The organism is Streptomyces griseoaurantiacus, assembly GCF_036189845.1.
GTDB lineage: Bacteria > Actinomycetota > Actinomycetes > Streptomycetales > Streptomycetaceae > Streptomyces > Streptomyces griseoaurantiacus.
Window position 1 is genome coordinate 3,219,853 of sequence record NZ_CP108326.1, and the last position, 21,568, is coordinate 3,241,420.

Sequence of the window (21,568 nt, forward strand, 5' to 3'; positions counted from 1 at the left end):
GCGGCGGAGGGCTTCTGAGCGGCGGTGGGTGCGAGAACGGCGGCGGGCGCGGGCGCACCCGGGGCCTCGCTCACTCGCCGTCCGGAGCGTCCTCCACGGTGTCCTCCACGGCCTTCTCCACGGCGTCCTTCCCGGCAGCCTTCCCGGCGTCCTGCCCGGCGCCCCTCCCGGCATCGTCCAGCGCGGCCGCCAGCACCTCCGCCAGATGCCGTCCCCGCACTCCCGCGAGCTGTTCGAGCTGCGTCCGGCACGAGAAGCCGTCCGCCAGGATCACCGTCCCCGGGGCCGCCTCCCGGACCGCCGGGAGCAGTTGCTCCTCGGCGCAGGCGGCGGAGACCTCGTAGTGGCCCTCCTCGAAGCCGAAGTTGCCCGCGAGGCCGCAGCAGCCGCCGCTCAGTTCGCCGGTGAGCCCGGCGGCTTCGCGCAGCCGGCGCTCGGCCGCGTCGCCGAGGACCGCGTGCTGGTGGCAGTGGGTCTGGCCGGTGACCGGGCGGTCCACGGCGGGTGGCGTCCAGTGCGGGGCGTACTCCTCCAGGGTCTCGGCGAAGGTGCGCACCCGGGCGGCCAGGAGCGCCGCCCGGGGGTCCTCGTGCAGCAGTTCCGGCAGGTCGGTGCGGAGTGCGGCCGCGCAGCTCGGCTCCAGCACGAGGACCGGCGCGGACGTCTCCAGCACCGGCGCCATCAGGTCCAGGGTGCGGCGCAGTACCGTCCGGGCCCGGTCGAGCTGCCCGGTGGACACGTAGGTCAGGCCGCAGCAGACCCGGGCGCGGCGGGCGGTGAGGAGTGCGGCGGCCGACCGTGACCTGCCGTCCCCGACGCGCCGCGCGGGCAGCCTCAGCGTGGGCGGCGGCAGCACCCGCAGACCCGCCGCCTCCAGCACCCGTACGGCCGCCCGGCCCACCGAGGGCGACAGGTGCTCGGTGAAGGTGTCCGGCCACAGCACCACCGTCGGCCCGCCACCGGCACCGCCTCCCGGTCCGGCCGTTCCCCGCGCGCGTATGCGGCGCTTCCACCAGCGGGTGAACGGCTCCCGGGCCACCCGGGGCAGCTCCCGTTCCCGTGCGATCCCGCCGAGCCGCTCGGCCAGCCGTGCCAGGGGGCCGACCGCCGCCAGCGCGTTGAGCGGCCCCGCCGTCCGGGTGCGTGCCACCCAGCGCAGCCACACCGGCAGCCACCCCATCGCGTAGTGCGCGGCGGGGCGGCGGCGCCCCTCGTAGTGGTGGTGCAGGAACTCCGCCTTGTACGTGGCCATGTCGACGCCGACGGGGCAGTCGCTGCGGCAGCCCTTGCAGGACAGGCACAGGTCGAGTGCCTCGCGGACCTCGGGGGAGCGCCAGCCCTCGGTGACCACCTCGCCCGCCAGCATCTCGTGCAGCAGCCGGGCCCGGCCGCGCGTGGAGTGCTCCTCCTCCCCCGTGGCCCGGAAGGAGGGGCACATGACGCCCGTACCGGCCTCGGTGGTGCGGCACTTGGCGACGCCGACGCACCGGCGCACCGCCGCCGAGAAGTCCCCGCCGTCCGCCGGGTAGCCGAAGGCGACGTCCACCGGGCGGCGCGGCAGCACCGCGAACCGCAGGTTCTCGTCGAGCCGGTGGGGGCGGACCAGCATGCCGGGGTTGAGCAGGTCGTCCGGGTCCCAGACGGCCTTGGCGCGGGCGAACAGCTCCACCAGTTCCGGTCCGTACATGGCGGGCAGCAGCTCGGCGCGGGCCTGTCCGTCGCCGTGCTCCCCCGACAGCGAGCCGCCGTGCGCCACGACGAGTGCGGCCAGTTCCTCGGAGAAGCGCCGGAAGCGCGCGATGCCGTCCGGTGTGAGCAGGTCGAAGTCGATGCGGACGTGGATGCAGCCGTCGCCGAAGTGCCCGTAGGGCGTGCCGCGCAGGCCGTGGGCGGTGAGCAGCCGCCGGAAGTCCTTCAGGTACTCCCCCAGCCGCGCGGGCGGCACCGCGCAGTCCTCCCAGCCGGGCCAGGCCTCTCCCCCGCCGTCGGGCATCCGGGTGGCCGTGCCGGAGGCGTCCTCGCGGATCCGCCACAGCGTGCGCTGCCCCGCCGGGTCGGTGACGACGACGGCGTCGGTGACGTCGGCGGCGCGCACGAGGGCCCGCGCCCGCGCGTCCGCCTCCGCCGTGCTGTCGCCTCCGGTCTCCACGAACAGCCAGGCGCCGCCCCGGGGGAGCCCCGCCGTGCCGGGCACGAGGTCGGCGGCCATGCCCTCCACGGTGAGCGGCCCGTACGGCAGCAGCCCGGCCGCCGCGTGGGCGGCCGCGCTCTCGTCGGCGTACCCGAGCACGGCCAGCGCCCGCGCCCGGGGCGCCTCGACCAGCCGTACCACCGCCTCGGTGAGCACCCCGAGGGTGCCTTCCGAGCCGCACAGCGAGCGGGCCACGTCGGCGCCCTTCTCGGGCAGCAGCGCGTCGAGCGCGTATCCGGAGATGCGGCGCGGCAGCTCGGGGAAGCCGGTGCGCAGCCGCGCCGACTCGCCCTCCACCAGGGCCCGCAGGCCCTCCGGCGCGCCCCGCCAGTCCCGGCCCGCCGTCAGCCGCGCGCCGCGCGCGGTGAGGACGGACAGCTCTCCCACGTTGTCGGCGGTGGTGCCCCAGGCGACCGAGTGGGAGCCGCAGGAGTTGTTCCCGATCATGCCGCCGAGGGTGCAGCGGCCGTGCGTGGAGGGGTCGGGGCCGAAGCGCAGGCCGTGCGGGGCGGCGGCCTCCTGGAGCCGGTCGAGGACCAGTCCGGGCTGGACGACGGCCGTGCGGGCGGCCGGGTCCAGGTCGAGGAGGCGGTTCATGTGGCGGGTGAAGTCCAGGACGACGCCGGTGCCGGTGGCCTGCCCGGCGATGGACGTGCCCCCGCCGCGCGGCACGACCGGCACCCCCAGTTCCCGGCACACCGCCAGCGCCGCCGCCACGTCCTCGGCGTCGCGCGGGGCGACGACGCCGAGGGGGACGCGCCGGTAGTTGGACGCGTCCATGGTGTGCAGCGCGCGTGCGGTCGTGCCGAAGGCGACCTCGCCGCGCACCGCCCCGCGCAGCGCCTCCCGCACGGCCTCGGAGGGCGGCCCCGCCGCCCCGGACTCCCCGTGATCCCTCATGCCCCCACCATGCCATCAACCACTGACAGTGACGCCTCCATCACTTTCCGGGCTCACCGTCGGGCGGGCTCACCGGTAGTGGGCGGTGTGGTCCCGGACGAACTCGGCGAAGGTGCGGGGCGGGCGGCCGGTCAGGTCCAGCACGGCGGTGCTCACCCGGTCGTCGCGGCCGATGCGGATGTTGGCGTCCACGGCGGCGAGGGAGGCCGCGAACGTGTCGGGCAGACCGGCCGCCCGGTAGATGTCCGCCACGTCCTCCGGCTCCACGGGCACGACCCGGACCGTGCGGCCGGTGTGCCGGGTGAGGGTTGCGGCCGCGTCCCGGTAGCTCAGGGCCGCCGGCCCGGTGAGCAGGTGGTCGCTGCGCTCCTCGCCGTGTCCGTGGGCGTCCTCCTCGGGCGCGGTCAGGACCGCGGCGGCGGCCGCCGCGATGTCCCGCGCGTCGATCCAGCCGACCCGGCCGTCCCCCGAGGCGGTGCGGATGTCGCCGTGCCGCAGGATGCGTTCCCCCATCGGGTGCGGGGCGAGGAAGTTCTGCATGAACCCGGAGGCGCGCAGCACCACCCCGCCGGGCCTGGCCCGTATCCGCTCGGCCAGTTCCAGGGCGCCCTCGGAGCCGGGGAAGACGAGGGCCGAGGCGAGCAGCACCACCCGGCGCACGCCGGTCCGGTCGGCCTCGGCCAGGAACGGTTCGACCAGCGGCAGCGGGTCCAGGGCGTTCACGGGCGGCACCAGGTAGACCCGGTCGGCGCCGTGCAGCGCGGCCGCGTGGGTGGCCGGGTCGGCCCAGTCGAAGCGGACGGCCTCCGGGTCCCCGGCGGCCGGGGTGCGGCTCGCCACCCGGACCGGCTCGCCGCGCTCCCGCAGGAGGGCGGTGAGCGCGCCGCCGGTCTTGCCGGTGCCTCCGGTGATCAGTACGGCGTTCATCGGGCGTCCTCCGTGCGCAGCGCGCCGAGCAGTGCGGGCAGGGTGCCGGCCGCCGAGGCGGCGGCCAGCGGGCTCCAGTAGTCCCGGTAGTGCGTGATCAGGCCCTCGTGGGTGGTGACCACGGTGATGTAGTCGAGCCGGTAGGGCTCGCCGGTGGCGACCGTGCGGCCGGTGGCGGTGAACTCCACGACGACGGTGTCCGGGTCGTCCGTGCGGAGCACGGTGACGGCCGGGATCTCCCGCACGTCCACGAGGTCCGGGTAGCCGGCCAGGTACTTCCGGACGGCCTCGCGCCCCTGAAGCCGGCGCGGCGAGTCGCCCGCGGCGAAGGGGAAGTCGGCGGTGCCGTCCTCGGCCCACAGGTCGGCGAGGGCGTCCATGTCCTTCGCCCGCAGCAGGTCGAGCAGCCGGCGGAAGGTCTCTTCGGGTGTGCGTGAGGGCACGTGGGTCTCCAGCGTTCGGTGGTCCCGGTGGTCCCGGTGGTCCACGGGGTCGTTCCGTGTTCGGCGGAACGGGGTCGACCACCTCAGCGTGGGCGACCGGCGCCGCCCGGGGAACGTCGTGCTCTGCCCCGGACCAGCGGTCCGTGGCAGAGCGGGAGGCCGCTGTGCGAGGGTGACGGCATGAGCGGTCCGAACAGCCCGAACGGCCCGAACAGCCCGAGCGGCCCCAGTGGCCCCGGCGGCCTGAGCGGCCCGGGCGGAGGCACCCGGGTGAGCAGGAGAGAACTCGCCGACTTCCTGCGCCGACGGCGCGAGGCCCTGCACCCGGACCGGATGCCGGCCGGCGCCGTCCACCCGCACGGCCGGCACGCCCGGCGCACTCCCGGGCTGCGCCGGGAGGAGGTGGCCGCCCTCGCGGGGATGTCCACCAGCTACTACGAGCGGCTGGAGCAGGCCCGCGCCCCGCGCCCCTCGCCGCAGGTGCTGACCGCGCTGGGCACGGCGCTGCGGCTCACCGCCGCCGAGCGCGAGCACCTGGCGCGGCTGGCCGGGCAGATCCCGCCCCGCACGGACGAGGAGGCGGTGCGCCCGCCCGTGCCCGAGGCCGCCCTCCGGCTGCTGCACCGGCTCGGTCCGCTGCCCGCCTACCTGGTCGACGAACGCGAGAACATCCTCGCCTGGAACACCGCCGCGACCGCGCTGATCACCGACTTCGGACGGCTCCCCGTCCCCGAGCGCAACGTCGTGCGCCTCGCCGTACGGCTGGGCGGCACCCTCTGCTCGGCCGCCGAGGGCGCCGAGGGCGACTTCGCCCGGCAGTCCGCCGCCCATCTGCGGGCTGCCAGTGCCAGGCTGCCGGGCGACCGCGCGCTGGGGGAACTCGTCAACGAGTACGCCGCGCACGACGCGGACTTCCTCACCGGCTGGCGCAGCCACGCGGTGGACCCCGTGCCGGCCCTGCGCAAGCGCCTGCGCCACCCGGAGCTGGGCGAGCTGGACCTGGAGGTCCAGACCCTGCTGGTGCCGGGCACCGAGCTGCGCCTCGTGCTGTACAGCGCCGAGCCGGGCAGCGCGAGCGCGGCCGCGCTGGACCGGCTGTGCGCGGCCGCCGCCCCGGCGCCGTGAGCGCGCCCCGTACCGCTGCCCACCACCCCTGCGCCGTGAGCGCACCCCCTACCGCCGCCCGCGCCCTCGTACGTCACGAGCGCACCCCCCACCGCCGCCCGCCACCCCGACACCACGAGCGCACCCCCGCCGCCGCCCGCGCCCCCGTACGCCACGACGCCACGAGAGCGCGCCTCGCGCACCACGTGACCGCGCCCCCCGGAGCCCGCCTGCGCCCCCCGCATGCGGGCCCGGACCCCGCGCGGAACCCCCGCCTCCGCACACCCGTACGAAGCCCTCGGCGCACGCCCGGGTGAATCCCCGGGGCGCCCGTCTCACCCGACGGAACACGTTTCGCCCCCGTTTCCCCGACGGGCTAACCTCCCCCCGTGGCCGATATCGAGATTCCCGCAGACATCAAGCCCACCGACGGACGCTTCGGCGCCGGTCCCTCCAAGGTGCGGGTCGAGGCGCTCGACGCCCTCGCCGCCACCGGCACCTCCCTGCTCGGCACCTCCCACCGCCAGGCCCCGGTCAAGAACCTGGTCGGCCAGGTCCGTGAGGGCGTCCGCGAGCTGTTCTCCCTGCCCGAGGGCTACGAGGTGATCCTGGGCAACGGCGGCTCCACGGCCTTCTGGGACATCGCGACCCACGGCCTGATCGAGAACAAGTCGCAGCACCTCAACTTCGGCGAGTTCAGCTCCAAGTTCGCCAAGGCGGCCAAGCTCGCCCCCTGGCTCGCCGAGCCCACCGTGATCGCCTCCGACCCGGGCACCCACCCGGAGCCGAAGGCGGAGGAGGGCGTGGACGTGTACGCGTTCACGCACAACGAGACCTCCACCGGTGTCGCGATGCCGATCAAGCGGGTCGCGGGCGCGGACGAGGGCGCGCTGGTCCTGGTGGACGCCACGAGCGGCGCCGGCGGCCTCCCGGTGGACGTGTCCGAGACGGACGTCTACTACTTCGCCCCGCAGAAGTCCTTCGCCTCCGACGGCGGCCTGTGGATCGGTGTGTTCTCCCCCGCCGCGCTGGAGCGCGCGGCGCGTGTCCACGCCTCGGGCCGCCACGTCCCGGAGTTCTTCTCGCTGCCCACGGCGATCGACAACTCGCTGAAGAACCAGACGTACAACACCCCCGCGCTGGCCACGCTGTTCCTGCTCAACCAGCAGCTCGAGTGGATCAACGGCCAGGGCGGCCTGGACTGGGCCACGGCCCGCACGAAGGACTCCTCGAGCCGCCTCTACGGCTGGGCCGAGGACGCCAAGTACGCGACCCCGTTCGTCACCGACCCGGCCAAGCGCTCGCAGGTCATCGGCACGATCGACTTCGATGAGGACATCGACGCGGCGGCCGTCGCCAAGGCCCTGCGCGCCAACGGCATCGTCGACACCGAGCCCTACCGCAAGCTGGGCCGCAACCAGCTCCGCGTCGCGATGTTCCCGGCGATCGACCCGACGGACGTCGAGGCGCTCACGAAGTGCGTCGACTACGTGATCGAGAAGCTCTAGTCACCTCCGGGGCCCGCACGGGCCCGCGCGAGGACGACATCGAAGGGCGCCCGGTACCCACCGGGCGCCCTTCGCCGTACGCGGGCCGCGCACCCCGCGTGCGCCGTGCGGCCACCACCCCCGGCGGGTTCCGGCGTCGACGGGTCAGGCGTCCCGCCCGGTAGAGGAAGGGCTCCGCCTCGCGGGCCGGGGCAGGACCGCCAGCGCGGTGTCGGCGACGGTCCGCACCGTCTCCGGGGCAAGTCCCGCCTTGCCCACCGCCTCGATGCCGCGCACCACCGTCAGCAGCAGCGCGGCCAGCCGCTCCGGGTCCGCTCCGGGGTCGATGTCGCCGTGGCGCTGGGCGGCGGCGATCTCGGTGCGCAGCAGGGCCAGCAGGGCGGACATGGTCGTGGCGGCCCGTGCGGCGACCGCCGGGTCCTGCTCGGCCAGCTCCGCCGTGCCCTTGGCCATCAGGCACCCGCGGCGCTCGGTGTCGGCGGCGGTGTTCTCCGCCATCAGCCGGACGTACGCCGCGATCCGGTCCAGGGCCTCCGCGTCCGGGCCGCCCGCCAGGAACCGTTCGGCCACCTCGACGACGGTGGCGCACCAGTCGCCGAAGACCCGCTGGAAGAGCGCGCCCTTGTCGCCGAAGGCTCCGTAGAGGCTGCCCTTGCCCAGGCCGGTGGCCCGCGCGATGTCGTCCATCCGCGTGCCCGCGTAGCCGGAGGCCCAGAACTGCTCCCGGGCCCGCTCCAGGACTTCGCGTTCGTCGAACGAGCGTGGTCTCGCCATGTCGCCAGGATACCCATTCTTGACTCGACCGTCCAGAACGGCCTAGGTTGTGGACGATCCATTCCACAACCGAAGGGGTTCGCCATGCCTGGCGTACTGCAGGACAAGGTCGCCGTGATCACCGGAGGGACCAGCGGGATCGGGCTCGCCGTCGCCCACCGCTTCGCCCAGGAGGGCGCCCGCGTCTTCGTGACCGGCCGGGACACCGACCGCCTCGAGGTCGCGGTCAAGGAGATCGGCCCCGCCGCCACCGGCGTACGGGCCGACGTCGCGGACCTCGCCGACCTGGACGCGCTCTACGCGCGGGTCCGCGAGGAGGCCGGCCGGGTCGACGTCCTGGTGGCCAACGCGGGAGTCGGCGTGCCCGCCTCGCTCGGCGACCACACCGAGGCGGACGTCGACCTGATGCTCTCCGTCAACGTCAAGGGCACCCTGTTCACGGTCCAGAAGGCGCTCCCGTTGCTGACCGAGAACGCCTCCGTCCTCGTCGTCGGCTCCAGCAACAGCGCGCGGCCCAACGGGGACCTGGAGATCTACAGCGCGTCCAAGGCGGCGCTGACCAACCTCGTGCACAGCTGGGCCCGGCAGTCACGCGAGCGCCGCTTCCGCGTCAACCTCCTCAGCCCCGGCCCCACCCGCACCCCCGCCCTCCTGGGCGCCGTCGGCCCCGAGGCCGCCGACGGCTTCGCCGAGGCCACGGTCCCCCTCGGCCGCCTCGCCGACCCCGCCGAGATCGCCGACGCCGCCCTCTTCCTCGCCTCCGACGCCTCCTCCTTCGTCACCGGCGCCGAACTCTTCGCGGACGGCGGCTACACGCGGGCCTGACTCGGAAAGATGCCTCGATCGGCGGGGTATCGCTCACATTGCGGATGGTGGCTTGCGGCCACGTCGCGGCTTTTTCTCCTCCTGGCGGCGGCAGCGATCTCGTTCTGCCTGGGGTGCTTCGACGTATTCGCATGACCTTCGGGTCGCCGGCCGGGGCAGCCCCTCGGCCGGACCCCGCTCAGTGAGCTTCTTCAGCGGTGCGGCTCCAGGGTGAGGACGGCCTTGGCGATTGACGTCATGCGGGTGGGGCTGCAGCGGGACCTGCGGAAGATCCGGACTTCAGGCAGGCCACTCCGCGCTCGACCGGCGCTCGTGCGGTGCTTTGTCGTCAACGCTCAGCAATACACTTGCACTTCCGTGACCACATTGCCGCCGTCCAGGGTCCGCTCGCTCCATGCCGTGACCACGTCCCACGTCCAGTCCTGATACCACACCCTGAAGCTGTTGCCATGGGCCTTGGCATAGTTGTAGACGCCGTTGACAGGGTTCACTCCACATTGGTCCGCATTCCAGACCTGTCCGGAGATCGAGTATATGCAGGCCCGTCCGTAATCACATTTGTAGTTCCAGTACTGGGGATGGACGTCGGCAGCTGAAGCAGTGCCGGAGCCGCCGATGAGCGTGCCGGTACCGAGGGCGAGGGCCACAGCAATACGGGTCACGTGCTTCTTGAGCAACTGCATCCAGAAGCCTCCTTGTTCGGGGCCCACTGTGACGTCAGTCCGAGCAGACGCCCGTGAGAACCTGCTACGTGGTCGACCGATGCCACGCGCTGTGGTCGACCTCTTCGCGTCGTACCGTAGCGCCGCCCGTGAACACCAGCCATCCTTTCGAACACCATCGAAACGAGCAGTCGGACCCTCACCCGTCGTGGCTGCGAGGGCGTTGAGCCGGCATCGCCCTACTGGAGCAAAAAGGCCTTGACGGCCAGGACGCAGCAAAGCCCGTCTTCGCGGGCCGGTGGGGCCGGGTACGCCCACCCGGCGGCCGCCACGACGCACGCACCCGAACGCCGAGCACGACGCACTTTCCCGGGAACGCCGAGGGGGACTCGACCGTCAGGAAGCCGGCCCCCTGCCCAGGATTGGAGGGGGCTTCTTCTGTCGCCAGTGCTCAGCAATACACGTCTACTTGCGTGACCATGTTTCCGCCGTCCAGGCTGCGCTCAGTCCAAGCCGAGACGAAATCCCAAGTGTTGTTCTGGTACCACACCCTGAAGGTGTTGCCGTGGGCCTTGGCATAGTTGAAGCGGCCGTAGATCGGGTTGTTTCCACAGTGTTCCATGTTCCAGACCTGCCCCAAAGTGTCGTACACGCAGGCCCGCCCGTCATCGCACTTGTAGCTCAAGTACGCGGCTGAAGCACTGCTGGAGCTGCCGATGAGAATTCCAGTGCCAAGGGCGAGAACCAGAGCTGTCCGAGTCACATGCTTTTTGAGAAACTGCATTCAGAAGTCCCCCTGTCCGGGGCCCCACTGCGACGCCAGTTCGAGCAGACACCCGTGGGAACCTGCCACTCGGTCGACCGATGCCGCCTGCTGTGGTCGACCCCTTTGCGTCGTACCGTAGGTGCCGGCCGCAGATACCAGCCATCCTTTCGAACACCGTCGAAACGTGTTCTTCGTTGTGTCACGAGGCATGCCTGCGCGACTGCCGACATGATGTCTGCTTTCCCAGGTCACGCACTGCTCTCCGGTGGTGCCGAGATTCGACGCGGACCGTGTACGTGCGAGCGGGATCCACTGAGCTCCTTCGAGCGGGCTACCGATCGGGGACGGTCGGTGAAGCATCAGCCGCAGTCCTCTGCGGGAACTCACCCCTACCGAGAAGATCGTCAACCGGGCTCTGGCCGCGGCACGGGCACCGGTTGAGCGCGGAGCGGCCCGCCTGAAGTCCTGGCGGATCTTCCGCAGGTCCCGCTGCAGCACCACCCGCATGACGTCAATCGCCAAAGCCGTCCTCACCCTGGAGCGCCAACGCTGAAGAGGCTCAGTGCTCCCGCAGGTGGGCGGTCAGGCGGGTGAGCAGGGGGACGGCCTCGCGCAGGAGTTGCCGCTCCTCGGGGGTGAGTGCTTCGCCGAGGGCGGCGCCCATGCGGTCGGAGCGCTGGGCGCGCGCGGCGTGCAGCCGGGTGCGGCCGGCCTCGGTGAGGTGGACCAGGAGCTTGCGCCGGTCGGTGGGGTGGGGCTCGGTACGGACGAGGCCCTCGGCGCGCAGGTCCTTGACGGTCTTGGCGGACGACTGGTGGGTGACCCCCCGGCGCTGCGCCAGCTCGGCCGTGGTCTGCGGACCGGTGCGTGCGAGGTGGCCCAGGACGGCGGCCTCGCCGAAGGGCATGGTGTCCGCGACCCGTACGGTGCGGACCAGCTCTCCGATGGCCTGCCGCAGGTCCTCCGCCAGGGTGTCCTCGTCCATGGGCCGCATCCTAGGCATGTCGTGCGGGGGTGTGGTGTGCGAGGGGTCGCGGGTGATGCGGTGCCGGCCCCCCCCCCCCCGCGACCCGGGGTTCACGGCGCATTGCCCCGGGGTTCACGGGGTCTCGTCCGCCGGGGTGCCGGGCCCGGACGCGAGGCGTTCCCGCCACAGGTCGCGGGTGTCGGGCAGGGGATCGGCCGTGGTGGGGTTGATCGCCGCTCCGATGCCTTCCACCGCCGTGACCAGTGTCCGGCCGGGGGTGAGGGGGGTGTCGGCCGCGGACGTCCGGCCGGGGGCGCCGGTGAGGAGGACGTCCCCGGGTTCCAGGGTGAGGAAGGTGCTGCAGTAGGCGAGCAGTTCGGCCGGGCCGAACAGCAGCTCGCTGGTGCGGCCGCGCTGCCGTTCCTCGCCGTCGACGGTGAAGGTGACGGCGAGGTCCCGGGCGTCGTCGAGTTCCTCGGGGGTGACGAGGACGGGGCCCAGCGGGGTCGAGCGGTCGAAGACCTTGCCCTGGAGCGCCTCGGTGGTGCGGTGCTGCCAGTCCCGCAAGGACATGTCGTTGGCCACCGTGTACCCGGCGATGCCCTCCCGCGCCTCGCGCACGTCGGCCCGGCGCAGGCGCCGCCCGACGACGACCGCCAGTTCCGCCTCCCCGTCGATGTGGTCGCTGACCCGCGGCAGGGCGATCACGTCGCGGGGACCGGTGAGCGTGGAGGCGAACTTGGCGAAGAGGGTCGGGAAGGTGGGCGCGGGGCGCTTCAGCTCCTCCAGGTGGCCGCGGTGGTTGAGCCCGGCGCACAGGATGTGCGCCGGGGACGGGGAGACGCGGGCGTAGTGGGCGCTGCCCGCGTCGACCTCCCCGGTCTCCTTCAGCCGCCCGCGCCGCAGGTAGGCCTCGACGGCGTGCTCGGCGTCGAGGAGGACGGCGCGGTCCCCCTCGATGCGTGCGGCGGTGAGGGTTCCGTCTATGCGGAGGGTCGCGAAGCGCATGACCGTTCCTCCAGGTGTCCGGGTCTCACAGCTCGATGGTGGTGCCGGGGGCCGGCCGCTCGAGGGCGAGGCCGGTCAGGCCCTGCTCGCCGAGGAGGTTGGCGGCGGACTGCTGCCCGAGGTCGCTGAGCATGAGTTCGTGGATCTGGACGATCCGCTCGGGCTTGACGGCCCGGACGAAGTCGGCGGCCTCGCCGAGCTTGGTCCAGGGGCCGCTCGTCGGCAGCAGGAGCGTGCGCACGGGCGCGTCGGGGACGAAGTAGGCGTCGCCCGGGTGGTAGAGGACGCCCTCGTCGACGAGGTAGCCGACGTTGTCGGGACGCGGGATGTCCTCGTGGATCGGCGCGTGGCGGTGGCCGTGGACGGACACGGTGAAGGAGCCGACGGTGAAGGTGTCGCCCGCGGTGACGGCCCGCACGCGGCCGCCGTGGCTGCCGAAGGCACCCACGACGTCGGCCGGCGCGTGGACGAGGAGTTCGGGCCGTGCCGCGAGGGCGGCGGCCACCAGCTTCTCGTCGAAGTGGTCGAAGTGCCCGTGGGTGATCAGCACGGCATCGGCCCGGTCCACGGCCTCGGCCGCTTCGGGGGTGAACGTGCCGGGGTCGACGACCAGGCGGGTGCCGTCCTTCTCCAGGGCGACGCAGGCGTGGGCGTACTTGGTGAAGTGCACAGGAGTTCCTTCCTCGCGCTCGTCAGTGCATGACTGAACTGTACAGTAAAACTGTACAACCAGCCTGTACATTGCCTCCGGCTGCGGGGAGGGACGACCCGAAGCCCCTCGTCAGCGGGGGCGCGAGGCCGTGACGCCGGCGAGGATCAGGTCGACGCCGGCGAGGAACTGCGCGCGGTCCTCGTGCGCGCGCATCTGGTCGGCGATGTCGTGGAGGAACGGATACTCCTCCGGGTCGAGGTCCCGCCACGCCCGGGAGGCGGTGTCGAGGAACGCGGCACGCACCTCCTCCGTGTCCGGCGGCGCGCCGCCGGGGACGTCGTCCGCGGCCTGGGCGTTCTGGCTGGTGGCGCCGAGGACGTAGTGGACCAGCGTCGACGTCGTGGTGAACCAGTCACCCCGCGGCACACCCAGGTCGCGCAGCGGCCGGCCCATGCTCTCGAAGATCCGCGGCGTCACCGCCCCCCAGGGCTCGCGGGTGAGCTGCGCGGCGAGCCGGCTCGCGAGCCAGGGGTGCTCGGTGGCCGCGTCGTACAGGCCGAGCGCCACCACCCGGATCCGGTCCTCCGGGCGCTCCCGGGGCCCCCTGGATCCGCCGACCTCCCCGGCCCTCCCGGGCTCTCCGGCCTTCCCGGCCTTCCCGGACCCTCCGGTCTCCCCCGCCTCCTCAGCCCCTCCCGACTCCCCCGCGCCTCCGCCCGACGCCACCGGCCAAGGCAGGGCGTCGGCGATCACCGTCTCGGTGGCCGCCTGCCCCAACTCGTTCATGTTGCCCACGTGGTGGTAGATCGCCCCGGCCCCGGTGGACAGGCGTTCGGTCAGCGCCCGCACGGTCAGGGCGCCCTCCCCGCCCGCGTCGAGCAGCTCGATCGCCGTCTCGACGATGCGCTCGCGGGAGAGCACCTGCCTGCGCCTCTGTGACTGGCGTGTCCGCATGACCATGTCCGCCATTCTGCCACGCTTGGAACAACGCTCCATCTTGGAGTACCGTTCCAATATTGGAGCGTCGCTCCAAGCTATGGCCCCGGCCTGCCCGGGCACGAGGGGCCGGCCGAACAGAGCCCCGGAACGACAAGGGGTTCGGACTCGAAGAGGTGCGACATGTACGACGTGGTGATCGTGGGGGCCGGCCCGGTGGGCCTGTTCCTCGCCGCCGAGCTCGCGCTGGCCGACTGCTCCGTCCTTGTGCTGGAACGGGACCCGGAGCCGTCCTCGCCGTGGAAGACGCTTCCGCTGGGGCTGCGGGGCCTCAACTCCGGGTCGGTGGAGACGTTCCACCGCCGGGGCCTGCTGCCCGCGCTGCTGAACGCCTCGGGCGTGGACCCGGCGCGGGTCGGGCCGGACCCCGAGGCGCCCGGCTCCCCCGCCCCCCGCGCCCTGAGCCACTTCGCGGGCATACCCCTCGACGCGGCCGACGTCGACCCCTCCGCCCTCGAGTTCCGGCTGGCCGGCCCGGCCATGGAACCCTTCATGACCAGCCTCGACGCGGTGTGTTCGGTCCTGGAGGAGCGGGCGGCCGGGCTCGGCGTGCGGATCGAGCGCGGCGCCGGCCTCGAGGCCCTCACCCAGGACGGCGAGGGCGTCGTGGCCCGAGCGGGAGGCGCCGACCACCGGGGGCGCTGGCTGGTCGGCTGCGACGGCGGACGCAGCACGGTGCGCCCGCTGGCGGGCTTCGACTTCACCGGCACCCCGCCGCTGTTCACCGGCTATGTCGCCCAGGTCGCCCTCGAGGACCCCGGCACACTGGGCTTCGGCTTCCGCCAGACGCCGACCGGCATGTATCTGCGCACCCCCTTCGAGGGCCACGTCGGCATGATGGACTTCGACGGCGGCGCCTTCGACCGCTCGCTGCCGCTGACCCGCGAGCACCTCCAGACGGTCCTGCGCCGTGTCTCGGGCACCGAGGTGACACTGACCGAGGTGCACCGCGCCTCCAGCTTCACCGACCGGGCCATGCAGGCCACGACCTACCGCCGGGGCCGCGTCCTGCTCGCCGGCGACGCCGCCCACATCCACTCCCCGCTCGGCGGCCAGGGACTCAACCTCGGCATCGGCGACGCCGTGAACCTGGGCTGGAAGCTGGCCGCCACCGTCCGCGGCACGGCACCGGAGGGACTGCTCGACACCTACGCCGCCGAACGCCACCCCGTCGGCGCCGCGGTCCTCGACTGGTCGCGCGCCCAGGTGGCCGCGATGAGCCCCGGGCCCAACGCTCCCGCCCTGCGGGGCCTGTTGACGGACCTGCTCGGCACCCGCGAGGGGGCCACGCACGTGTTCCGCCACACCTCGGGGCTGTCCCACCGCTACGACCTGGGCGGCGAGCACCCCCTCGTCGGCCGCACCGCCCCGGACTTCCGCCTCACCGACGGCACCCGCCTCGGCGATCTGCTGCACGGCGGGCAGGGGATCGCCCTCGACTTCACCCCCGGCCGGCCTCTGCACGACGCGGCCGCGCCCTTCAAGGGCCCGGTCCACTACGTGCCCGGCGCGGTGGAGGACACCCTCGGGCTCGGCGCGCTGCTCGTGCGGCCCGACGGTGTCGTCGCCTGGGCGGACGGCGACAGCCCGGACCCCGCGGCCTTCCGGCGTTCCGCCACCCGCTGGTTCGGCCGACCCGCCGCCTCCGCCTGAATCCGGGCCCGACTCCCCCCGACAGCCCCGACGCTCCCCCGACACCACCCAGGAGACCGGCGATGCCCGGCACGCACCCCGCTCAGGCCGAACGGAACACGCACCCCACCCGGGCCGACCGGAACAAGGACGTGGTCCGCCGCTTCTACGAGGCCGTCCTCCGCGAACCCGGCGGCCCGGACTTCGCGACCATCCGCGAGCTGACCGACGAACAGGAGGTGGAACTCAACTGGGGGCACCCCGACAGCGGCGTCCACCGGGGCGCCGCCATCGGCCCGGCACGACACCGGATGCACCTGCTCACCGGCATGGACCCGAGCGCCCTGGTCGTGGAGGAACTCCTCGCGGAGGGCCCGACCCGTGTGGTGGTCGTGGCCACGAACAGCGGCACCGACGTCCACGGCGTCCCGTGGACCATGACCGTCCTGGAACTGGTCGACGTCGTGGACGGCAGGATCACCAGGAAGCGCTCGTTCTACCAGGACACCGCGCTGCTGCGGGACATCGCCCTGGAACGCGAGGCGGCGCTCGGACGCGAGGCGGCGCTCGCGGACGGCAGCGGGCCCGCCGCCCCCGCTCCCCCGGCGCCGTGAAGGGGCGCCCGGCTCCCGGGCGCCCCTCATCGGCCCTTCCTACGAACCCGTGCAGCTCACGGTCGGCGCCGTCGCGCCGCCCGGGGCCCCGCCGAAGCCGAAGCTCGCCGAACCGCCCGCCGCCACCGTGCCGTTGTGCGCGGCGTTCGCCGCGGTGACCTTGGCGCCGGACTGTGTGAACGACGCGTTCCACATGTTGGAGATCTTCTGTGAGCCCGGCCAGGTCCACGTGACCTGCCAGGACTTCCACGCCGTGGTGCCGGTGTTCTTCACCGTCACCTCGGCGTTGAAGCCACCGCCCCAGTCGTTGGTCACGGTGTACGTGGCGGCGCAGGACGTGGCGGGGTCGCCGCCCCCGTCGTCACCGCCGTCGTCGCCGTCTCCCGTGGACGGGAAGCCCGGCGCCTTCACGCTCGCCAGGTAGCCGTCCTTCACGGTGTCGACGGTGCTCCAGTCGTCCTTGAGGATGCCGCCGGTGTCACCGGAGTTGGGGTTCCACGACCAGAACGTCCACTGGAAGCTGTCGCCGCCGTAGGCCGCCGTCGGGCGCAGGTAGTCCACGAGGGCGGCGAGCCACTTCTGGTCCGTCGTCGACTGGAGCGTGGTGCCGAACTCGCCCACCCAGACGGGGGCGATGTTCTGCTTGAAGAGGTAGCCCCAGTACTTGTCCCAGATGCCCGGCATGTTGTCCGGGAAGGACGCGTCCTCGAACCAGCTCTGCTGGGCGACGCTCGTGGCGTAGTCGTGGGCCGAGTACACGAGCCGGTTGGGCACGTCGAGCCGTACGGGGTACTGGCCGGCGCCCATCAGGTTGCCGCCCCACCAGCCGGAGACGCCGTTCACGGTCTGCACGCCCTCGACGAAGACGAGCAGGTCCGGGTTGACGGACAGCACCGCGTTGCCGGCGCGTTCGGCGGCCAGCCGCCAGTCGGTGGCCTGGTCGCCGCAGCCCCAGCAGGCGGGATCGTGCGGCTCGTTGTGCAGGTCGATGCCGATGACGGTGTCCTGGCCCGCGTACCGCGAGGCGATCGACTTCAGGTCGGCGATCCACGTCGACTCGGGGACGGAGGAGGTGTACCAGAGCGCCGACTGGCCCGCCGAGTCCGGGCGGTGCCGGTCGAGGATGACCTTCAGACCGTCCTGCCCCGCGTACGCCACGATCTTGTCCAGCACCTGGAGGGAGTTCAGGCCCCGCAGGTCGGTGTTCTTGCCCTCGAAGTCGATGCTGAGGGGCGTGGCGCCGCTCTTGAAGATGTCGTCGCTGTAGGGGATGCGGAGGGTGTTGTAACCCAGCGACTTCATCTGGTCGATCATGCTCTTGTAGTCGCGGGACCACAGGCCGTGGACGACGAGGTTGGTGGTCTCGAAGCCGAACCAGTTGATCCCGGCGATCCGGACGGGGCTGCCCGAGGCGTCCAGGATCTGCCGCCCGCTGGTGTGCCAGTAGCCCGCTCCGGCGGCGGCCGCCGTGGGGGCGGCGGCCGTGTCCTCGGCCGCGTGCGCCGCGGTCGTCGCCGTCAGACCGAGGGCCATCGGCAACAGGAGCACCGTCGCGGCGGTGCGGAGCGCTCTTCGCAAGCTGCGGAACATCTCGCTGCTTCCTCTCGGGGAGGCACGGGGCCCGGAACGTGTGGGAGCGCTCCCACACCCCTGCGTCCCTCATGGAAACCAGGAACGCCTCCCCCGTCAAGACACCCGGCACACCCGCCTCGCGGGCGGCGGCCCGTCACCGCCGTCCGCGCAGCCTCCGCAGCCCGAGGAAGCCGGCCGCCAGGACGATCAGGGCACCGGCGCCGACCTTCAGATTCTGTCCGCTCACCGGTCCGTCCTCGTCCCCCGAAGCCCGCCCGCCGCCCCCGCCGGAGGACGAGGAGGACGAGGAGGAGCCCTTCCCCGGCGCGTCCTGCGCCGTGACCGGGCTGTCGGAGCCCTCCGAGCCGAACATCAGTTTCGTGCCGTCGGCGCTGTACGTGACGGACTCGCCCTGGCCCTGGAGCGGCACGTTCAGCCTGCCGACCCGCTTGATCCTTCCGCCCTTCCAGTCGTAGAGGACGCCGCCGAAGTACCCGCGGACGGCGAGCTGCCTGCCGTCCGGGGAGAGGGCGGCGTCGGTGGCCCACAGGTCCACGTCCGCGACCGGCTCGAAGACGTTGCTGCCCCCGGTGGACAACCGGGCCGGGCCCTCGTACAGATGGCCGCCGTCCTCCTTCTTGTCGATGATGTAGACGCGCCCGCTCTTCGGGTCCACCACCATCGACTCGGCGTTCCGCGCCCCGTCGGAGTACTTCACGACGTACTGCGTGGCCCGCACAGTCCGGTCGACGAGCTTCTTCGGCTCGGGCAGCGCGTAGATCCACACGTACGGCCAGGAGCCGTCGAGGTTGTCCCCGATGTCACCGACGTAGATCCGGCCGTCCGGCCCGATCGAGATCGCCTCGACGTCGCGCGGGGTGCCGATGCCGCTGAGCGTGATCCGGGCGAGGGTCTTCCCCGTCGCGCTGTCGACGGCGTAGAGGTACGGCCCGTCGTCGCTGTCGTTGTGCGTCCAGTAGACGCCCTTGTGCAGGTGCGAGGCGGCCAGCCCGCTGGACTCGGTGATGCGCGGGTCCTTGATGCGGAAGCTCGCGTCGCCGTCCCCGGCGGGCGAGGCGGAGGCGGCGGGCGCGGCGAGGGCACCCGCGAGCAGGGCCCCGGCGAGGAGGGCGAACGGTCGGCGCATACCGCCAAGCCTGCCATCCCGCCCGGCACTTCACGCCGGGTGGTCGCCCCGGCCCTCACCGCCCGCACCGGCGGCACGTCCCCGGCCCCCGCCGAGGAGAGCCGCGGGTGGCCGGTCTCACATGGTCCGCCGGACCACCCGGCGTTCCCCGCGACGGCCCCCGTCGGCCAAAATGAGCGCATGCTCAGGTTCATGCCCGTCGGCGACTCCATGACCATCGGCAGCGCGGGCGAGCACACCTGGCGCTATCGGCTGTGGCAGCACCTGCGGGACACCTTCGAGGGCCCCTGCGCGCTGGTCGGACCGCGCGAGGCGCTGTACGACAAGACGCGGGACGCGCCCGTCTCCCACGCGTACGCCGAGCCCGCCTTCCCCCGCGCCCACCTGGCCGGCTGGGGCGAGGGCTGGCAGCACCTGGCCCCGCTGATAGGCGAGGCGGTCCGCGAGAGCGAAGCCGACGTGCTCCTCGTCTCCCTCGGCCTGATCGACCTCGGCTTCTACACCAACGCCGAGCAGACCGCCGAGAACGCGGTCCGCTTCGTGACCCGGGCGCGGGAGGCCCGGCCGGGGGTGCGGATGGTGCTGCTCCCGGTGATACCCAACGTCCGCGCCGAGAACGACGCCGCCTTCGCCGCGGAGGTCGCGCGTTTCAACGAGCTGCTCGCGAAGACCGTCGCCGACCTCGACGAGCCCGCCTCACCGCTGCTCCTCGCCTCCGTCCCCGAGTCCTACGACCTCGCCCTCGACACCTACGACGGCACCCACCCCAACGCCTCCGGCGAGCACAAACTGGCGGCGGCCTTCGCGGAGGCGATGCACCAGGCCTGGGGCTGGGGCGGCGAGTACACCGCCGGGGCCTGAGCGCGGGCGGCGCTCGCACATTCGCGGGGCATATGCGCTCCCCCCGTGCCCCCGGTGCCGTGCGTATCGTTGGACCGCGCGGCCGTGTCCGTCCGGGGACGGCCGGGGAGGAGCGCCACGATGACCGTCCTGAAAGACAGGATCATGATGGCCGAGAGCGACAACACCACGCGCCTGGACGAACTGTTCGGGCGCCTGGCGCGTATGCCCGTCCCCGAGGAGTTCAGGGTCGAGATCGTCGGGGGCAACGTCCACATGACACCGCAGCGGGACACGCACTGGCACATCATCCGGCGGATCGTCCGGGCCGTTGAGGACAGGTTCGGCATGGACGTCAAGGTCTTCTCCGACGTCCGTATCGACTTTCCCGGCCACGGGAACGGCTTCTGTCCCGACGTGGCCAAACTGAGTGAGGACGCGCGGAAGGACGAGACCGGACACTGGCGGCACGAGGACGTCGAGTTCGTCGCCGAAGTCATCTCCCAGGGCACGGCGGCGAACGACTACGGACCGAAGAAGACCGCGTACGCGGTCGCCGGGGTCCCCGTCTATCTCATCGCCGACCCCTATCAGGGCAAGTGCCACCTCTACACCGACCCGAAGGACGGCGAGTACCTCACGGAGACCACGGTCCGCTTCGGTCGCGTCCTCGATCTCACCGGCACACCCCTCGGTCTCACTCTCGAGACAGACGGCTTCCCCCGCGACTGACCCCTCCGCCCTCCGTCCCTCCGTGGACGCCTCCCCCTTGCTTGGAGCGCACTCCAGCACGTTGGCTTGTCCCATGGAGTACACGCAGCTCGGACGCACGGGACTCAAGGTCGCTCGGCTGGTCCTCGGGACCATGAACTTCGGTCCGCAGACCGGTGAGGCCGAGAGTCACGCGATCATGGACGCGGCGCTGGACGCCGGTATCAACCTCTTCGACACCGCCAACGTCTACGGCTGGGGCGCCAACAAGGGCCAGACGGAGACGATCATCGGCAACTGGTTCGCCAAGGGCGGCGGCCGGCGCGAGAAGACCGTCCTCGCCACCAAGGTCTACGGCGACATGACGCTCGACGACCGCCCGGTCTGGCCCAATCACGACAAGCTCTCCGCGGTGAGCATCCGGCGGGCCGTGGAGGCCTCGCTGAAGCGGCTGCAGACGGACCACATCGACCTCTACCAGTTCCACCACCTCGACCGGGACACCCCGTTCGACGAGATCTGGCAGGCGCTGGACGTCCTGGTGCAGCAGGGCAAGGTCCTCTACGTCGGGTCGAGCAACTTCGCCGGTTACAAGATCGCCCAGGCCAACGAGACCGCCGCCCGCCGCGGGTCCTACGGTCTGGTCAGCGAGCAGTGCCTGTACAACCTCGCCGAGCGGCGGGCCGAGATGGAGGTCATCCCGGCCGCGCGGGACTACGGGCTCGGTGTCATCCCCTGGTCGCCGCTGCACGGCGGGCTGCTGGGCGGGGTGCTGAAGAAGCAGGCGGAGGGCGGGCGCCGGGCGAGCGGCCGGGCCGCCGAGACCCTCGCCGACCCCGCCGGGCGGGCGCAGATCCAGGCCTACGAGGACCTGCTCGACAAGCACGGTCTCGCCCCGGGCGAGGTCGCGCTGGCCTGGCTGCTGACCCGGCCGGGGGTGACGGGCCCGATCGTCGGACCGCGCACGGCCGAGCAGCTCGAGTCCGCGCTGCGGGCGGTGGAGCTGGAGCTGAGCGAGGAGCTGCTGGCCTCGCTGGACGAGATCTTCCCGGGCCCGGGGCCCTCGCCGGAGGCCTTCGCCTGGTGAGGCGTCCCCCGCGGGGGACGTGCCCCGGGGGCCCGCGCCCTACTGGTTCAGGGCGGCCGCCAGGGCCACGACGAGGAACATCACCACGAGTACGACGGCCATGATGCGGTTGCGGGTCTTCGGGTCCACGTGGTCGAGGGTATCGGGGGGCGGACGGCGGAGCTGTTCCGCCCCCGCTCCCGCCTCGTTCCCGACTCCTTGCTCCCCGCTCCCCGCTCCCGCCCGTGTCCCCGCTCCCGGGG

The 21,568-nt window shown here is 72.9% G+C and carries 20 protein-coding genes and 2 pseudogenes; 9 read left to right on the forward strand and 13 right to left on the reverse strand.

Annotated elements, in window-relative coordinates; translation table 11 throughout:
* Positions 1 to 70: 70 nt before the first annotated feature.
* The 3 genes from OHB09_RS14200 to OHB09_RS14210 all read right to left on the reverse strand — a co-directional run bounded on the left by OHB09_RS14200 (position 71) and on the right by OHB09_RS14210 (position 4,461).
* Complete coding sequence (locus OHB09_RS14200; protein ID WP_328922067.1) at positions 71 to 3,091, reverse strand: FAD-binding and (Fe-S)-binding domain-containing protein; 3,021 nt, start codon at positions 3,089 to 3,091, stop codon at positions 71 to 73.
* Between the two features lie 69 nt (positions 3,092 to 3,160).
* A complete protein-coding gene (locus OHB09_RS14205; protein ID WP_191854795.1) occupies positions 3,161 to 4,018 on the reverse strand; it encodes an NAD-dependent epimerase/dehydratase family protein in 858 nt (285 codons plus the stop codon).
* Positions 4,015 to 4,461, reverse strand: a complete 447-nt coding sequence (locus tag OHB09_RS14210; RefSeq protein ID WP_100086058.1) for a nuclear transport factor 2 family protein — start codon at positions 4,459 to 4,461, stop codon at positions 4,015 to 4,017. The genes OHB09_RS14205 and OHB09_RS14210 overlap by 4 nt, the downstream gene beginning before the upstream one ends.
* Positions 4,462 to 4,731: 270 nt before the next feature.
* Here OHB09_RS14210 and OHB09_RS14215 point away from each other — a divergent pair, with 270 nt between their 5' ends.
* Both OHB09_RS14215 and serC read left to right on the forward strand, forming a co-directional pair.
* The gene (locus OHB09_RS14215) at positions 4,732 to 5,586 is read left to right on the forward strand and encodes a helix-turn-helix transcriptional regulator (RefSeq protein WP_328729129.1); all 855 of its coding nucleotides are present in this window, start codon (positions 4,732 to 4,734) and stop codon (positions 5,584 to 5,586) included.
* A gap of 368 nt (positions 5,587 to 5,954) precedes the next feature.
* Entirely contained in the window at positions 5,955 to 7,073 is a 1,119-nt protein-coding gene (gene serC, locus OHB09_RS14220; RefSeq protein WP_328922068.1) for a phosphoserine transaminase, read from the forward strand.
* A gap of 144 nt (positions 7,074 to 7,217) precedes the next feature.
* Here the strand turns inward: serC and OHB09_RS14225 are convergent, their stop codons facing one another.
* Complete coding sequence (locus OHB09_RS14225; RefSeq protein ID WP_191889869.1) at positions 7,218 to 7,847, reverse strand: TetR/AcrR family transcriptional regulator; 630 nt, start codon at positions 7,845 to 7,847, stop codon at positions 7,218 to 7,220.
* Positions 7,848 to 7,931: 84 nt separating this feature from the next.
* On the opposite strand from OHB09_RS14225, the gene OHB09_RS14230 reads away from it, so the two are divergent.
* Positions 7,932 to 8,672: an SDR family NAD(P)-dependent oxidoreductase gene (locus OHB09_RS14230; RefSeq protein WP_328918813.1), complete on the forward strand. Its 741-nt coding sequence runs from the start codon at positions 7,932 to 7,934 to the stop codon at positions 8,670 to 8,672.
* A gap of 191 nt (positions 8,673 to 8,863) precedes the next feature.
* On the opposite strand, the pseudogene OHB09_RS14235 reads toward OHB09_RS14230, so the two are convergent.
* From OHB09_RS14235 to OHB09_RS14245, 3 genes and pseudogenes are all read right to left on the reverse strand, one after another.
* Positions 8,864 to 8,994: pseudogene (locus OHB09_RS14235) on the reverse strand (IS5/IS1182 family transposase); the annotation flags it as partial.
* A gap of 13 nt (positions 8,995 to 9,007) precedes the next feature.
* Positions 9,008 to 9,355 carry a hypothetical protein gene (locus tag OHB09_RS14240; protein ID WP_050811350.1) on the reverse strand — a complete coding sequence of 116 codons (348 nt, stop codon included), beginning with the start codon at positions 9,353 to 9,355 and terminating at the stop codon, positions 9,008 to 9,010.
* Positions 9,356 to 9,785: 430 nt separating this feature from the next.
* On the reverse strand, positions 9,786 to 10,118 hold the full coding sequence (locus OHB09_RS14245; RefSeq protein ID WP_040897056.1) for a hypothetical protein: 333 nt from the start codon (positions 10,116 to 10,118) through the stop codon (positions 9,786 to 9,788).
* Between the two features lie 340 nt (positions 10,119 to 10,458).
* On the opposite strand from OHB09_RS14245, the pseudogene OHB09_RS14250 reads away from it, so the two are divergent.
* Positions 10,459 to 10,653 (forward strand): annotated as a pseudogene (locus OHB09_RS14250) (transposase family protein); the annotation flags it as partial.
* Between the two features lie 6 nt (positions 10,654 to 10,659).
* On the opposite strand, the gene OHB09_RS14255 reads toward OHB09_RS14250, so the two are convergent.
* From OHB09_RS14255 to OHB09_RS14270, 4 genes are all read right to left on the reverse strand, one after another.
* Positions 10,660 to 11,085, reverse strand: coding sequence for a MarR family winged helix-turn-helix transcriptional regulator (locus OHB09_RS14255; RefSeq protein ID WP_006144016.1), 426 nt, complete (start codon positions 11,083 to 11,085; stop codon positions 10,660 to 10,662).
* Positions 11,086 to 11,199: 114 nt separating this feature from the next.
* On the reverse strand, positions 11,200 to 12,075 hold the full coding sequence (locus OHB09_RS14260) for a fumarylacetoacetate hydrolase family protein (RefSeq protein ID WP_328918812.1): 876 nt from the start codon (positions 12,073 to 12,075) through the stop codon (positions 11,200 to 11,202).
* A 25-nt stretch (positions 12,076 to 12,100) separates the two neighbouring features.
* Positions 12,101 to 12,745: an MBL fold metallo-hydrolase gene (locus tag OHB09_RS14265; RefSeq protein ID WP_093595455.1), complete on the reverse strand. Its 645-nt coding sequence runs from the start codon at positions 12,743 to 12,745 to the stop codon at positions 12,101 to 12,103.
* Positions 12,746 to 12,856: 111 nt separating this feature from the next.
* The gene (locus OHB09_RS14270; RefSeq protein WP_328922069.1) at positions 12,857 to 13,687 is read right to left on the reverse strand and encodes a TetR/AcrR family transcriptional regulator; all 831 of its coding nucleotides are present in this window, start codon (positions 13,685 to 13,687) and stop codon (positions 12,857 to 12,859) included.
* Positions 13,688 to 13,846: 159 nt separating this feature from the next.
* Between OHB09_RS14270 and OHB09_RS14275 the strand changes: the two genes are divergently transcribed.
* Entirely contained in the window at positions 13,847 to 15,376 is a 1,530-nt protein-coding gene (locus OHB09_RS14275; RefSeq protein WP_328922070.1) for an FAD-dependent oxidoreductase, read from the forward strand.
* Between the two features lie 62 nt (positions 15,377 to 15,438).
* Entirely contained in the window at positions 15,439 to 15,969 is a 531-nt protein-coding gene (locus OHB09_RS14280) for a nuclear transport factor 2 family protein (protein WP_093595461.1), read from the forward strand.
* 39 nt (positions 15,970 to 16,008) lie between these two features.
* Here the strand turns inward: OHB09_RS14280 and OHB09_RS14285 are convergent, their stop codons facing one another.
* Positions 16,009 to 17,559, reverse strand: a complete 1,551-nt coding sequence (locus OHB09_RS14285) for a cellulase family glycosylhydrolase (RefSeq protein WP_191854804.1) — start codon at positions 17,557 to 17,559, stop codon at positions 16,009 to 16,011.
* A 136-nt stretch (positions 17,560 to 17,695) separates the two neighbouring features.
* Complete coding sequence (locus OHB09_RS14290) at positions 17,696 to 18,688, reverse strand: TolB-like translocation protein (RefSeq protein WP_328922071.1); 993 nt, start codon at positions 18,686 to 18,688, stop codon at positions 17,696 to 17,698.
* Positions 18,689 to 18,868: 180 nt separating this feature from the next.
* On the opposite strand from OHB09_RS14290, the gene OHB09_RS14295 reads away from it, so the two are divergent.
* The 3 genes from OHB09_RS14295 to OHB09_RS14305 all read left to right on the forward strand — a co-directional run bounded on the left by OHB09_RS14295 (position 18,869) and on the right by OHB09_RS14305 (position 21,326).
* Positions 18,869 to 19,549, forward strand: a complete 681-nt coding sequence (locus tag OHB09_RS14295) for an SGNH/GDSL hydrolase family protein (RefSeq protein WP_328918808.1) — start codon at positions 18,869 to 18,871, stop codon at positions 19,547 to 19,549.
* Between the two features lie 120 nt (positions 19,550 to 19,669).
* Positions 19,670 to 20,260 (forward strand): Uma2 family endonuclease, encoded by a 591-nt coding sequence (locus tag OHB09_RS14300; RefSeq protein WP_328918807.1) that lies wholly within the window; start codon positions 19,670 to 19,672, stop codon positions 20,258 to 20,260.
* Positions 20,261 to 20,333: 73 nt separating this feature from the next.
* Entirely contained in the window at positions 20,334 to 21,326 is a 993-nt protein-coding gene (locus tag OHB09_RS14305; RefSeq protein WP_006144026.1) for an aldo/keto reductase, read from the forward strand.
* Positions 21,327 to 21,568: the final 242 nt, after the last annotated feature.

Coding starts and splice junctions, on each gene's coding strand:
- OHB09_RS14300 (WP_328918807.1), top strand. CDS start 19,670: ATGACCGTCCTGAAAGACAGGATCATGATGGCCGAGAGCGACAACACC.
- OHB09_RS14270 (WP_328922069.1), bottom strand. CDS start 13,687: ATGGTCATGCGGACACGCCAGTCACAGAGGCGCAGGCAGGTGCTCTCC.
- OHB09_RS14225 (WP_191889869.1), bottom strand. CDS start 7,847: ATGGCGAGACCACGCTCGTTCGACGAACGCGAAGTCCTGGAGCGGGCC.
- OHB09_RS14255 (WP_006144016.1), bottom strand. CDS start 11,085: ATGGACGAGGACACCCTGGCGGAGGACCTGCGGCAGGCCATCGGAGAG.
- OHB09_RS14230 (WP_328918813.1), top strand. CDS start 7,932: ATGCCTGGCGTACTGCAGGACAAGGTCGCCGTGATCACCGGAGGGACC.
- OHB09_RS14305 (WP_006144026.1), top strand. CDS start 20,334: ATGGAGTACACGCAGCTCGGACGCACGGGACTCAAGGTCGCTCGGCTG.
- OHB09_RS14280 (WP_093595461.1), top strand. CDS start 15,439: ATGCCCGGCACGCACCCCGCTCAGGCCGAACGGAACACGCACCCCACC.
- OHB09_RS14260 (WP_328918812.1), bottom strand. CDS start 12,075: ATGCGCTTCGCGACCCTCCGCATAGACGGAACCCTCACCGCCGCACGC.
- OHB09_RS14245 (WP_040897056.1), bottom strand. CDS start 10,118: ATGCAGTTTCTCAAAAAGCATGTGACTCGGACAGCTCTGGTTCTCGCC.
- OHB09_RS14290 (WP_328922071.1), bottom strand. CDS start 18,688: ATGCGCCGACCGTTCGCCCTCCTCGCCGGGGCCCTGCTCGCGGGTGCC.
- OHB09_RS14200 (WP_328922067.1), bottom strand. CDS start 3,091: ATGAGGGATCACGGGGAGTCCGGGGCGGCGGGGCCGCCCTCCGAGGCC.
- OHB09_RS14205 (WP_191854795.1), bottom strand. CDS start 4,018: ATGAACGCCGTACTGATCACCGGAGGCACCGGCAAGACCGGCGGCGCG.
- OHB09_RS14275 (WP_328922070.1), top strand. CDS start 13,847: ATGTACGACGTGGTGATCGTGGGGGCCGGCCCGGTGGGCCTGTTCCTC.
- OHB09_RS14285 (WP_191854804.1), bottom strand. CDS start 17,559: ATGTTCCGCAGCTTGCGAAGAGCGCTCCGCACCGCCGCGACGGTGCTC.
- OHB09_RS14240 (WP_050811350.1), bottom strand. CDS start 9,355: ATGCAGTTGCTCAAGAAGCACGTGACCCGTATTGCTGTGGCCCTCGCC.
- OHB09_RS14295 (WP_328918808.1), top strand. CDS start 18,869: ATGCTCAGGTTCATGCCCGTCGGCGACTCCATGACCATCGGCAGCGCG.